We start from the raw sequence: 12,182 nt of genomic DNA on the forward strand, positions 1-12,182 counted from the left end.
TTCCTTCTTCTCCCTTCGACGGAGCACGCAGCATGACGCTCTATCGCGCCAAGCCGTCCGACGGCATTGCCTGGATCACCGGGGCGAGCACCGGGATCGGTCGCGCGCTCGCGCTCGAACTCGTCCGTCGCGGTTACGTCGTGGCGGCGACCGCGCGCGGCGAGGACAAATTGGTCTCGCTCGCGAACGAGGCCTCCGCCCTCTATGGCCGGATCGTTCCCTTCCCGGGAGACGTGACGGATCAGGCCGGCATGGCGGCCATCGCGCAAGCGATCGAAAGGGAACTCGGGCCCGTCGTGCTCGCCGTCTTCAACGCCGGCAACTACTTCCCTACCAAGGGTGAGAAGCTGACGGTCGAGAATTTCGTCAAGACCTATGAAATCAACCTGTTCGGCATCGTCAACGGCCTCGTCCCGGTGGTCGATGCCATGAAGGCGCGTGGCTTCGGGCAGGTCGCCGTCGTCGGCTCGGTGTCGGGCTACGGGGGATTGCCGCTGGCGTCCGCCTATGGTGCGTCCAAATCGGCCGTCAACAACATGGCGGAGGCTCTGAAGTTCGACTTCGACAAGATGAACATCCGCATCCAGGTCGTCAATCCGGGCTTCGTCGACACGCCGCTGACGGAGAAGAACGATTTCCCGATGCCGGGCCTGATGAAGGTGGAGGACGCGACGCGTCGATTCGCCGATGGCCTGGAACGCGGCGGCTTCGAAGTGTGCTTCCCGCGGCGGCTGGCGTGGACGCTGAAGCTGGTGAACCTCCTTCCCCACGCGCTCTATTTCCCGATCATGAAGCGCGCCATGGGCTGGAACAAGCGCCCACTCAAGCCTTGAGAGCGGCCCGAGGCCTCGCTGACCGCTCCTCGATGGTCCTGCGCAGCGCGGCCTGCTCATCCCGGTCGAGCGGGAACCGCCACATGAGCGCGATGGCCGCGAGCTTCAGGGCAATCGGCGGCCAGACATAGAGCGCCACCAGCGCGCCGATCGCCCCCTCGTCATTGGCGGCGCCCGCCGCCGCATCGAAGCCGGCCAGCCCCAGAAGCGGAAACACCGTTCCCACGCCCACGGCCAGCGACAGCTTGGTCGTCAGGCTCCAGGCGGCGAAGTAGGCGCCGGAGCGCTGCTCGCCCGAGCCAGCCGTATCGACATCGATGACGTCGGCCTGGATCGCCGGCGGCAGCGAAAGGTCGAAGCCGAGAAGCAGTCCCGTGACGACGCAGATCGCGGCGAAGGCGGCCACGTCGCCTGGCCCGATCAGCGGCACCAGCGAGAAGATCGCGCAGTTGACCAGCATGGCGAGGCACCAAGCGCGATGCTTGCTCGTCCGCCGCGCCGCCCACAGCGCCAGCGGCACCCCGCCGATGCCGGCGAGAAAATACACGAACAGCAGCGGCCCGCGCATGTCGGGCATGCCGATCCGCGTCGCGACGAAGTAGAGAAACAGCGTGGCCGGGATGCCGTTGGCGAGACCGTTGAGGAAATAGGCCGCGATCAGGCGTCTGAACGGCGCGTTCGCCGCCATCCGCGCAAGCCCCATCCTCAGCGATCCGGTCGAGACCGTGTGATCGACCGGCTCCGGCACGACGCCGACCGCCAGGCCGCCAAAGCCGACGAGCCCGGCGGCAACCGCCATTCCCAGCACCGCCAGCCCTCCCGCTTCGCCGGCCGCCCCGAACCCGATGGCGAAAGGCAGCGCGATGGCGATGAGCGTGCCTGCCAGCGTCAGGCTCTCGCGAAAGCCTGCGATGCGCGCCCGCTCGGCATAGTCGCCGGCCAATTCCGCGCCCCAGGCCGTGTAGGGCAGCATCGCGCCCGTGAAGCCGATCGACAGCACCATGCCCCACCCGCCGAGATAGAACACGCCCGCATCGGCCGGCGGCCAGAACAGCATCAGCGCGGCGGTGGCACAGAGCGGCAGCGACAGCGCGAAGACAGCACGACGGCGTCCCATCGCGGGGCGCCAGCGGTCGGCGAACCAGCCGATCAGCGGATCGTTGACGGCGTCGAAGACGCGCATGACGAGCAGTGCCGCGCCCACTGCTCCGAGCGAAAGTCCCAGCGTTTCCGTGTAATAGGTCGGAATGATGATGTAGAGCGGCAAGGTGAGAGCGGCGAGCGGGATCGCCGGCAGGGCATAGACGAGGAGCAGGCGAAACGGCATGGCGGCCCTTGTTGGCGTGACTTGGCAGCCCCTATACGCCGCCGACGGCGGATCGGTTGTCGGCCAGCAGGTCGTCATGTCCAGCCGATGGCGAGGAACGCACCGGCCCCGTTCCCTCGCGCACGCCAAACGGCTATTTCTTCGAAATCGTCTGGAGGGGAAACCGTGCGGCGCATGATGGTGATGTCGGGTGTCCTGATCGTCGTGGTCGTGGTGGCGGCGATCGTCTGGTTCGCCGGTCCGCGCGTCGAGCGCGAGACGACCATCACGTTCGATCCGGCAGCGATCGGCGACGATCTCGACTCCTGGCTCGCCGGTCGCGAGGCAGAGGTGCCGGGCATCCGGCCCGGCCTGGAAAAGCAGGTCGTCTGGGCCTACCCGGTATCGAGGGCGCGCACCCCGCTCGCCATCGTCTATGTGCACGGCTTTTCAGCCTCCAAGGGCGAGATCCGTCCGCTGCCCGACAAGGTCGCCGAAGCGCTCGGCGCCAACCTGTTCTACACCCGGCTTGCCGGCCACGGGCAGGATGGCGCTGCCATGGCGACGGCATCGGTCAATGCCTGGGTCAACGATTTCGCCGAGGCGCTGGCGATCGGCGAGCGCCTGGGTGATCGGGTCATCATCGTCGCGACCTCCACGGGCGCCTCGATCGCCAGCTGGGCCGCGACCGAACCTGGGCTGCGCGATCGAATGGCGGCCCTCGTGCTGGTGTCGCCCAACTACGGCATCCAGGCGGCCGGCGCCGGGCTGCTGGCGGGTCCGTGGGGGCTGCAGATCGCGCGTCTGGTGGCCGGCGGGGAACGCGGCTTCGAGCCCGCCAACGAAAGCCACGCCCGCTTCTGGACGACCCGCTATCCCATCGAGGCGGTGCTGCCGATGAGCACCGTGGTGTCGATGGCGGCCGCCGCACCGGTCGAGCACGCCGCCGTGCCGGCGCTGTTCGTGTTCTCGGACGCCGACCTCGTCGTACGCCCGGACCTGACACGCGGCATCGCCGCGCGCTGGGGCGCCCCGAACGCGATCGTGAGCGTCGAGGAGTCCGACGATCCGTCGAACCACGTCATCGCGGGCGACGCGATGTCGCCGCGCACCACCGAGCGCCTCGCAGCCGCGGTCGTCGACTGGATCCGCGTCCTGTTTCCGGAGTAGCCCGGGCAGCCGTTCTCAGCGCGCCATCAAGGTCAGGCAGGGCGGGTTCTCGATGATGGTCCGCGTCGTGCCGCCGAAGATCATCTCGCGCAGCCGAGAATGACTGAAGGCGCCGAGCACCAGAAGATCGGCGTTCTTTTCGCGCACGGTGCGTTCCATCACCTGCGCCCGCGACCAGTCTCCCGAGGACACAGGTTCGATGGAGACCTTCGCGCCGTGCCGCGCCAGCGTCGCTGCGATCTCGGTTCCGGGCAGCGGCCCGGTTTCGCCGGCCCGCTCGACCGGATCGATCGTGAGAATGGTCGTCTCCTCGGCCGTCAGGATGAAGGGCAGCGCGTCGAACACGGCGCGCGCGGCCTCCCGCGAACCGTTCCAGGCGATCACGATGCGTTTTACCTCCGTGCGGACGGTTCGCTCCTTGGGCACCAGCAGCACGGGCCGCCCCGCCCCCTGGATCAGCGTGTCGATGTCGGGCGAGCCGCCCTCGCCGCTTCCATGGCCGACGACGACGATGTCGCCGCAGCGCGCGCTTTCGAGCGCCGACAGGACGCTGTCGCCGGAGAAGCTGCGCAGCGAGCGCCATTCGTAGGACAGGTTTTCGCGGGCGAGACGGGACGCGAAGAGTTCGCCGAGCTTTTCCTCGCGGGCGCGATTGATGTCCTCGCTGGCGCCGATCAGCGTGGCGTCCGGAAAGCCCATCGGCGAGGCGATCGGCATCGGCAGGGGCTCGGCATGGACGCCGATCAGGTGCGCCTCGAAGCGGGCCGCCAGACCGGTGGCGACGTCGAGCATCGCAGCCGCGCCGGCCTCGTCCTGCATCACCGCAACGATCGTTCTGTAGCCCATCTGACGTTTCCTTCCCGGACGTTGACCGCGAGAGCCTATCACAGCCGCGGGTCTGCGTGCGCCGCTTTCGACGACGGTGCTATGCCGTCGTCGCGTCCGCGGCCTTCGCGGCCACCATCTCTTCCACCGCTTTGACGGCCGGCGCCAGCGCCGCCTCCGAACGGGCGCGCACGACGAGTTCGGTCCAGAACTTGCCATCGAGATACTTTGGATAGGAGCCGATGATCGTATCGGGATGTGCCCTCTGGATCGCGCCGAGCGCATCGCCGATCGTACCTTCGCCGAACGGGCACTGGACCGTCGCCGAGATCAGCTTCGTTCCCGTCGCCAGCGTCGGCACGACATTGTCGAGCATCGCCTGGAAGATGGACGGCACGCCGGCCATGACGTGGACGTTGCCGATCCGGAACCCGGGCGCCAGCGAAATCGGGTTGTCGATGTGGTCGGCGCCGCGCGGCATGCGCGCCATGCGCTTGCGGGCTTCGGTGAACGCCATCTCCCGCGCCTGGTAGTGCGCTTCCAGCATGGCGTAGGCCTTCTCGTCATACTCGCAGGGAACGCCGAAGGCCTTCGACACCGAATCGGCGGTGATGTCGTCATGCGTCGGGCCGATGCCGCCTGTGGTGAAGACATAGGTATGGCGCGCGCGCACCGCGTTGATCGCCGCGACGATCTCGTCTTCCTCGTCGGGAACGATGCGCACTTCCTTCAGGTCGATGCCGATCGCCGTGAGGATGTCGGCGAGATGGCCGATGTTCTTGTCCTTCGTCCGCCCCGATAGGATTTCATCGCCGATGACGACCATGGCGGCTGTAACGATGTCGGGCATTGGGGCTCCCCCTGAAAACGCACGACCGACATAGCGCCGGCCGGGTCCGGCAGCAATGGCGTCCGGATTGTGAACGAACCGTGCTGCGATCCCGCTGTTTCGTGGACGATGTCCCGGCCCTAAGTAGGTCTCACTCGGGAATGAGCTGCAACCGCAGGCTGCCCGGCAGACGAAACCGAAGGAGACAGACATGGCGAAGGTACTCGTTCTCTACTATTCGAGCTGGGGCCACATGGAAGCGATGGCGAAGGCCGCCGCCGAGGGCGCCACGGAAGCCGGTGCGACGGTGACGGTGAAGCGCGTTCCCGAACTCGTTCCCGAAGCGGTGGCCAAGGCTGCCCACTACAAGCTGGACCAGGAGGCGCCGATCGCGGATCCGCTGGAGCTCGAGAACTACGACGCCATCATCTTCGGCATCTCCACGCGCTATGGCGCCATGTCGGCGCAGATGAAGAATTTTCTCGACCAGACCGGCCCGCTGTGGGCCAAGGGCGCGCTGATCAACAAGGTCGCCTCGGTCATGTCGTCGACGGCGACTCAGCACGGCGGCGCCGAGTTCGCCATCATCTCAGCCCAGGTGTCGCTGCAGCACCACGGCATGGTCATCGTGCCGCTGTCCTATGCCTACCAGGGCCAGTCCGGAAACGACGTGGTGCGCGGCGGCTCGCCCTACGGCATGACCACGACCTCGAACACGGATGGTTCGCGGATGCCGTCGGAGCAGGAACTCGAGGGCGCCCGGTTCCAGGGCAAGCGCGTTGCCGAGATCGCGGCCAAGTTGCACGGCTAGGCTGGGCTGCGCGGCTGTGTCGCGCCTTCTCTGAAGCGATCTCGGCGGGGGCGGCCTTCGGGTCGCCCTCCTGCGCCATACTGCCTGGTCGGCGGGCATTGATCTTGGCGCCGCGCCGGGGCAGACCTTGGATGGCCGACGCCCTGCGGGCGGGCGGTCGTCTTTCACAGGAGGTCCGCCCATGGCCGTGCTGTTCTGGATCGTCGTCGTCGCAATCCTGGCCGTCGCTGGCTGGCTCGGCTGGAATGCGATGGTCACCCGCCGCCTTGCGGCGGATGCGGAAAGACGCATCCCTCCCGTCGGCAAGACCGTGATGGTCGGTGGCGACTCGATCCACTATGTCGACCAGGGCGCCGGTCGGCCGATTCTCTTCGTCCATGGCCTTGGCGGCCAGTTGCATCATTTCCGCCAGGCGCTGTTTCCCGCCATGGACGACGGGTTTCGCCTCGTGGCGATGGATCGCCCGGGCTCGGGCTATTCCACGCGTATCTCCAGCGGCGCGCGCATCCCCGAACAGGCGGCGGCCATCGCCAGGTTCATCGATGCGGTCGGCCTCGACAGGCCGCTGCTCGTCGGCCACTCGCTCGGCGGCGCCATCGCGTTGCGCGTCGCGCTCGACCATCCCGACAAGATCGCCGGTCTGGCGCTCATCTCCCCCCTCACCCACTACGTGCCCACGCCGCCGAAGGAGTTCGGCGGCCTCTACATCCGCTCGCCGCTGATGCGCCGCATCATCGCCGCAACGCTCGCCGTACCGGCCAGCCTGAAGAACGCGTCGCAGACCCTCGACTTCGTCTTCGGACCGCAACCCGTGCCCGCCGACTACGCCATCGGCGGCGGTGGCTATCTCGGGTTGCGCCCAAGTCATTTTCACGCCACCTCTTCCGACCTCGTGGCGGTGGAGCAGGACCTGCCCGGCCAGATGGAGCGCTATGGCGAGATCAGGATACCGGTCGGCATCCTGTTCGGCAGCCGCGACCGCGTGCTGCACCACACCCGCCACGGGCTCGCCATGGAAGGCCTGATCGAGGGCATCGACCTCGAAATCCTCGAAGGCGTCGGCCACATGCCGCAATTCGTCGAGGCCGAGAAGGTCGCGAGTTTCGTCAAGCGCGTGGCCGGCAGGGCGTTCGCAGCCTGACCTGCCAGGCGCTACCCTGGCTGCCCGATTGCGACTGCTTGATCCCGTGTGCATGACCCGCTACCGGTGAGCCGGCTGCCCCCTTGGCGGAATTGGTAGACGCAAGGGACTTAAAATCCCTCGGCTTCGGCCATGCCGGTTCGATCCCGGCAGGGGGCACCACATTCGTCATGACTGTCAGACCCGAAGGCCGCCTCCAGCCGACAGGGCTTCGTCGTCGGGCTGGGCCGCGGCCAGCGGAGGCGTATCGATACGCCGGCGCCCGGTCAGGTCCTGCGAGAGCACGACCTTGTTTCGCCCCCCGTCCTTGGCGTGGTACATGGCGCGGTCGGCGCGCGCCAGGTCAGCATGGATGTCGCCGGTGCGCCTTGCCACGCCTGCCGAGAACGAGATTGTCCGCTCGTCGATGACGTTCGCGCCGACGACCGCCTTCCGGGCGCGTTCCATGACATGGAGGGCTTCCTCCGGCGTGCTGTCGGGAAGAAGCACCACGAATTCCTCACCACCCAGGCGGGCAATGCAGTCGGTCGGGCGCAAGGCGCCGCGAATGAGCGAGGCGGTCGTCTTCAAGACGTAGTCACCCGTATGATGGCCGTGGGTGTCGTTGATGGTCTTGAAATCGTCGAGATCGATGATCGCCACGCTGCCGCCCCGGTGGAGCTGTGCCAGTTCGAAGAACGACCGGCGGTTGGGCAGGCCGGTCAGGCTGTCGGTGCCCGCCTCGTGTTCCTTCTGGCGAAGCAGATTGTCCGCCTTGTCGATGGCCCAGGAGGCCGACCTGGCCAGCGCGCCGATCTCGTCGTCTGAAACGTGATCGATCACCATGATCTCGCGCCGCTCGGCGAAGCTTTCGAGAGCCTTGGAGATGCGTACGACCGGCATGATCTCGCGCTGCAGCACGTAGAGGGTCATCCCGGTTCCGGCCAGGGTGGCCAGCAGGATGAAACCCAGCATCGTCCAGTCGAAATAGCCGCCGGTCAGCATTCGCAGCGATATCGCGGCAATCAGCGGCGTGTGGATGCCGATGAAGCAGGTGAGCATGATCCTGACGAGAAACTTTCTGCGAATGACGTTCAAGGCGGTCCTCATCGTTCCAGTTCGGCTGGCACGAGGCATCGCATGGAAAGGTTGACGTATGTTTATTAGCCAATCTTGATACAATCCCTGGAGGCTCTGCGACCATGACCCAGGAGTTGGACATTCCGACGGCCCGGAGGTGATCGATCGGAACCGTGCCCGGTCGTCGCCGTTTCAAACCCGAGAACGGCCGGGCCGCGACAACCGGGCACGGCGGCAAGGAAGTACAGGGCTGATTTTCCCGGTTTCTGGCCCTGGGCAGCGAAGTGCCATGCGCCCTTCTGTCCCGCCCGGCCCGGCCGTTCGCATGTCGGCGCCGGCGAGACGGATGGAACCATGCCGCGCGTATGACGTTTCTTGCTCATCCAATCCAATGAACCGGGGGTTCCCATGGCCTTTTCCATCAGCCACACGCGCGACGAAGCGCTCGACGATCTCGAGCGCCAGGTGTCGAGCCTCAAGCGCGAACTGTCCTCCCTGCGGCGCACGGCGTCCGCGCAGGGCTCGCATCTCTACGACGAGGTCACGACGCGCGGCTCGCATGCCTATGACGACGTCGCCGACATCGTCACCGACCTGATCGGACGGCTGTCGAAGCGGCGTCCGGCGACGCGCCGCGAGATCGAGCGCCAGGCCCGGCTGGCCGGTGCGGCGGTGAAGGATCATCCCAAGACGGTGGCTCTTGTCGGACTGGCGGTCGTCGGTCTGGCGGCCGTTCTCCTGTCGCGGCGCTGACGCGCGCCAGCGTTTTTTGGCGATCGACTCGGGTCGATCTGAACTGGTCAAATCGCGCCGGTCTTGGCATGGTCCGCCAAGACCGGAGACCAGATCATGACCGCCACGACACCCCGCTTCCGCAAGCCCAAAATCTGGACGGACGCTGCGCCCGCCCTCGTCGACGTCGCGATGGGGCGCCGCCCGGCCGATCTCGTCGTACGCAACGGGCGCTGGGTGAACGTGTATTCGGGCGAGATCATTCCCGGGACCGACATCGCCGTCGTCGAGGGCAGATTCGCCTATTGCGGGCCGGACGCTGGCCATTGCATCGGCGAGAACACCGTGGTCGTCGACGCAGCCGGGCGCTATCTCGTGCCGGGCCTGTGCGACGCCCACATGCATGTCGAAAGCGGCATGGTCACGGTGACCGAGTTCTGCCGCGCCGTCATCCCGCACGGCACCACCTCCATGTTCATCGATCCGCACGAGATCGCCAACGTCTTGGGTCTGGAAGGCGTCCGCCTGATGCATGACGAGGCTGTGGACATGCCGGTCAACGTGCATGTGCAGATGCCGTCCTGCGTGCCGTCTGCGCCGGGCCTGGAAAATCCGGGCGCGTTGATCGGCCCGGCCGAGGTCGCCGAGGCGATGGGCTGGGACAACATCATCGGGCTCGGCGAGGTGATGAATTTCCCAGGCGTCGCCGCCAACGACGCCAAGATGCGCGGCGAGATCGACGCAACGTTTGCCGCCGGCAAGACGGTCGGCGGTCACTACGCCTCGCCCGATCTCGGCCTGCCCTTCCATGGCTACGTTGCCGGCGGGCCGGAGGACGACCACGAGGGCACGCGGGTGGAAGACGCGATTGCCCGCGTCAGGCAAGGCATGAAGGCGATGCTCAGGCTGGGCTCGGCCTGGTACGACGTCGCCACGCAGATCAAGGCGGTGACCGAACTCGGGATCGACCCGCGCAACTTCATCCTGTGCACCGACGACTCCCATTCCGGCACCCTGGTCCGGGACGGCCACATGAACCGCGTGGTGCGGCACGCGATCGCCCAGGGGCTGAAGCCGGTGACCGCCATCCAGATGGCCACGATCAACACCGCCCAGCATTTCCGCCTCGAACGTGAACTGGGATCGATCGCGCCCGGCCGGCTCGCGGACTTCCTGATCGTCTCGGATCTCGCCGCGCTCGTCATCGACGAGGTCTGGGCGCGCGGCGTTCGGCTCGCCGCGGCGGGCCGTCTCGAGGTCGACATCCCGGCGCGCGACTATCCCGACAGCGCCAAGCAAACGGTGCGTCTCGGCAAGGTTCTGGCAGCGCAGGATTTCGACATCAAGGCGCCCGCGGGCGCCAACGAGGTGCGGGCGCGGGTCATCGGCGTCATCGAGAATCAGGCGCCGACGCGGGCCCTGGAGGCCGATCTCGCCGTCGAGGACGGCCTCGTGGCGATGGATCGCGACAACGACGTCTGCCAGATCGCGCTGGTCGAGCGGCATTGCGGCACGGGTGCGGTGGTCAACGGTTTCGTCTCGGGCTTCGGCTATCTGAAGGACTGCGCCTTGGCCTCCACCGTCGCCCATGATTCGCATCACATGATCGTCGTCGGCACCAACAAGGACGACATGGCGGCGGCGGCCAACCGGCTCGGCGAGGTCGGCGGCGGTGTCGTCATCTTCTCGAAGGGCAAGGAACTGGCGCTCGTCGAGATGCCGATCGCCGGCCTGATGTCGGTCGAGCGCGCCGAGATCGTCGCCGCCAAGGCCGAGAAGTTGACGGCGGCGATGCGCGCGATGGGCTGCTCGCTCAACAATGCCTACATGCAGCACTCGCTGCTGGCGCTGGTGGTGATCCCCGAGCTGCGCATCTCCGACACGGGGCTGATCGACGTGACGAAATTCGAGAAGGTGGATCTCTTCGTCTGAACGCCGCGACGTTCAGCGGCGCCAGAACACCGGCGCAAAGATCACCAGCACGGTCAGGATCTCCAGCCGGCCGAGCAGCATGGCGAGCACGAGGATCCACTTGGCGGTGTCGGGCAGCGGCGCGAAGTTGCCGGCCGGCCCGATCACGTCGCCGAGACCCGGACCGACATTGGTGAGCGCCGTTAGTGCACCAGTCATGGCGGTCATGAAGTCGAGCCCGGTTCCGGCGAGCAGCACCGTCGCCGCTCCCCAGATGACGAAGAACGAGGCGATGAACAGGACCACCGCGCGCTGCATGTCGTCGTCGACCGGGCGGTCGCCATATCGCACGGTGTGGACCGAACTCGGATAGACCAGGCGCCGAAGGCCGTTGCTCATCAGTTCGAACAGGATGATGAAGCGGTAGGCCTTGATGCCGCCGGCCGTCGAACCCGAGCAGCCGCCGAGAAAGGTGGCGATGAAGGCGCAGGCGACGGCGAAGGCCCCCCAGGTGGAATAGTCCTGGCTCGCATAGCCGGTGGTGGTGATGATGGAGACGAAGTTGAAGATCGAATGTGAGAGCGCCTCGATGAACGGCGCCCCGGTGGTGACGCGCAGATAGATCGCTACCACGACGGCAAAGAACGCGACGTAGAGGGCGAAGGCGCGAATCTGGGGATCCCGCGCCGCGTCCAGCCGGCCGCGGAAGGCGAGCAGCGCCAGGATGGAAAAGGGCAGGCCGCCGATGAACATGAAGACCGATGCGATCCACAGCATCGGCAGGTTGTCGCCATAGAAGCCGAACGACGCGTCATGGGTGGAATAGCCGCCGGTCGAGAGCGTGGTCATGGCGTGGTTCGCCGCATCGAAACCCGACATGCCGGCGGCCGCGTAGGCGATCGCGCAGGCGAAGGTGAGCGACGAATAGATGCCCAGAATGCTGACGATGAAGACCGACAGCCGCTCGAACGGACGGTCCTCGATGTCGGAGGATTCGAGCTTGAAGTAGGAGACGCCGCCGATGTTGAGGAACGGCAGGATCAGAAGCCCGAGCACGATCACGCCGAGGCCGCCGATCCACTGCAGCAGCGAGCGCCAGAGCAGCAGGCCCGGCGGCAGCGTATCGAGGCCGGAAATGACGGTGGAGCCGGTGGTGGTCAGCGCCGAAACCGATTCGAAGACGGCATCCGCGAGGCTCAGGTCGAGCGACGAGGCCATCAGCGGAACCGCCCCGAACAGCGCGGTCGTCGCCCAGAGCAGGTTGACGATCAGGAAGCCGAACCGGGCGTTCGCGGTCACGCGGCGACCCTGCGTGGCCAGGGCGGTGGCCAGCGACATGCCGCCGGTGAACATGGCCGAGAGCGCGAACACCTGCCAGTCGGCATTGCGAAAATAGAAATCGACGAAGGCGGGAACGAGCATCGCCAGCGACAGGTAGATTCCGAAGATCGCAGCGATGTGGATGGCGGCGCGAAGGGACTGGCTGTTCAAGAAACGATACCCGATTGACCTGGCGGCGGGGCTCGGCATTTGCCGCTCGGGTCCCGTCTGGCGCGGCGCACCCT

11 protein-coding genes and 1 tRNA gene are annotated in these 12,182 nt (G+C 66.8%); 7 read left to right on the top strand and 5 right to left on the bottom strand.

All coding sequences use genetic code 11. The features are described from left to right. Window positions 1-32: 32 nt before the first annotated feature. Entirely contained in the window at window positions 33-833 is an 801-nt protein-coding gene (locus tag EJC49_RS03595; RefSeq protein ID WP_126698092.1) for an SDR family NAD(P)-dependent oxidoreductase, read from the top strand. Here EJC49_RS03595 and EJC49_RS03600 read toward each other — a convergent pair. Then, a complete protein-coding gene (locus EJC49_RS03600; RefSeq protein WP_170314596.1) occupies window positions 823-2,160 on the bottom strand; it encodes an MFS transporter in 1,338 nt (445 codons plus the stop codon). The genes EJC49_RS03595 and EJC49_RS03600 overlap by 11 nt on opposite strands. Before the next feature lie 174 nt (window positions 2,161-2,334). On the opposite strand from EJC49_RS03600, the gene EJC49_RS03605 reads away from it, so the two are divergent. After that, complete coding sequence (locus EJC49_RS03605) at window positions 2,335-3,309, top strand: alpha/beta hydrolase (RefSeq protein ID WP_425358793.1); 975 nt, start codon at window positions 2,335-2,337, stop codon at window positions 3,307-3,309. 15 nt (window positions 3,310-3,324) lie between these two features. On the opposite strand, the gene EJC49_RS03610 is transcribed toward EJC49_RS03605, so the two are convergent. Further along, window positions 3,325-4,155, bottom strand: coding sequence for a universal stress protein (locus tag EJC49_RS03610; RefSeq protein WP_126698095.1), 831 nt, complete (start codon window positions 4,153-4,155; stop codon window positions 3,325-3,327). Window positions 4,156-4,234: 79 nt separating this feature from the next. Continuing rightward, complete coding sequence (locus EJC49_RS03615) at window positions 4,235-4,984, bottom strand: competence/damage-inducible protein A (RefSeq protein ID WP_126698096.1); 750 nt, start codon at window positions 4,982-4,984, stop codon at window positions 4,235-4,237. A 190-nt stretch (window positions 4,985-5,174) separates the two neighbouring features. Between EJC49_RS03615 and wrbA the strand changes: the two genes are divergently transcribed. From wrbA to EJC49_RS03630, 3 genes are all read left to right on the top strand, one after another. After that, entirely contained in the window at window positions 5,175-5,774 is a 600-nt protein-coding gene (gene wrbA, locus EJC49_RS03620) for an NAD(P)H:quinone oxidoreductase (protein WP_126698097.1), read from the top strand. 181 nt (window positions 5,775-5,955) lie between these two features. Then, window positions 5,956-6,915: an alpha/beta fold hydrolase gene (locus EJC49_RS03625; RefSeq protein ID WP_126698098.1), complete on the top strand. Its 960-nt coding sequence runs from the start codon at window positions 5,956-5,958 to the stop codon at window positions 6,913-6,915. A gap of 77 nt (window positions 6,916-6,992) precedes the next feature. After that, window positions 6,993-7,077: transfer RNA gene (locus EJC49_RS03630), tRNA-Leu, on the top strand. Between the two features lie 15 nt (window positions 7,078-7,092). On the opposite strand, the gene EJC49_RS03635 is transcribed toward EJC49_RS03630, so the two are convergent. Beyond that, window positions 7,093-7,992, bottom strand: coding sequence for a GGDEF domain-containing protein (locus EJC49_RS03635; protein WP_170314597.1), 900 nt, complete (start codon window positions 7,990-7,992; stop codon window positions 7,093-7,095). A 390-nt stretch (window positions 7,993-8,382) separates the two neighbouring features. Between EJC49_RS03635 and EJC49_RS03640 the strand changes: the two genes are divergently transcribed. Then, window positions 8,383-8,727 (top strand): hypothetical protein, encoded by a 345-nt coding sequence (locus EJC49_RS03640; protein WP_126698100.1) that lies wholly within the window; start codon window positions 8,383-8,385, stop codon window positions 8,725-8,727. 96 nt (window positions 8,728-8,823) lie between these two features. Then, a complete protein-coding gene (ade, locus tag EJC49_RS03645; protein WP_126698101.1) occupies window positions 8,824-10,638 on the top strand; it encodes an adenine deaminase in 1,815 nt (604 codons plus the stop codon). A 12-nt stretch (window positions 10,639-10,650) separates the two neighbouring features. Here the strand turns inward: ade and EJC49_RS03650 are convergent, their stop codons facing one another. Next, the gene (locus tag EJC49_RS03650) at window positions 10,651-12,147 is read right to left on the bottom strand and encodes a TrkH family potassium uptake protein (RefSeq protein WP_425358791.1); all 1,497 of its coding nucleotides are present in this window, start codon (window positions 12,145-12,147) and stop codon (window positions 10,651-10,653) included. Between the last annotated feature and the right edge of the window lie 35 nt (window positions 12,148-12,182).

Source organism: Aquibium carbonis, assembly GCF_003970795.1.
Taxonomy (GTDB): Bacteria; Pseudomonadota; Alphaproteobacteria; order Rhizobiales; family Rhizobiaceae; genus Aquibium; species Aquibium carbonis.

Excerpts from the sequence above, each read along its gene's own strand:
- EJC49_RS03625 (WP_126698098.1), top strand. The coding sequence starts at position 5,956 with ATGGCCGTGCTGTTCTGGATCGTCGTCGTCGCAATCCTGGCCGTCGCT.
- EJC49_RS03610 (WP_126698095.1), bottom strand. The coding sequence starts at position 4,155 with ATGGGCTACAGAACGATCGTTGCGGTGATGCAGGACGAGGCCGGCGCG.
- EJC49_RS03595 (WP_126698092.1), top strand. The coding sequence starts at position 33 with ATGACGCTCTATCGCGCCAAGCCGTCCGACGGCATTGCCTGGATCACC.
- EJC49_RS03605 (WP_425358793.1), top strand. The coding sequence starts at position 2,335 with ATGATGGTGATGTCGGGTGTCCTGATCGTCGTGGTCGTGGTGGCGGCG.
- EJC49_RS03650 (WP_425358791.1), bottom strand. The coding sequence starts at position 12,147 with ATGCCGAGCCCCGCCGCCAGGTCAATCGGGTATCGTTTCTTGAACAGC.
- ade (WP_126698101.1), top strand. The coding sequence starts at position 8,824 with ATGACCGCCACGACACCCCGCTTCCGCAAGCCCAAAATCTGGACGGAC.
- wrbA (WP_126698097.1), top strand. The coding sequence starts at position 5,175 with ATGGCGAAGGTACTCGTTCTCTACTATTCGAGCTGGGGCCACATGGAA.
- EJC49_RS03600 (WP_170314596.1), bottom strand. The coding sequence starts at position 2,160 with ATGCCGTTTCGCCTGCTCCTCGTCTATGCCCTGCCGGCGATCCCGCTC.
- EJC49_RS03615 (WP_126698096.1), bottom strand. The coding sequence starts at position 4,984 with ATGCCCGACATCGTTACAGCCGCCATGGTCGTCATCGGCGATGAAATC.
- EJC49_RS03640 (WP_126698100.1), top strand. The coding sequence starts at position 8,383 with ATGGCCTTTTCCATCAGCCACACGCGCGACGAAGCGCTCGACGATCTC.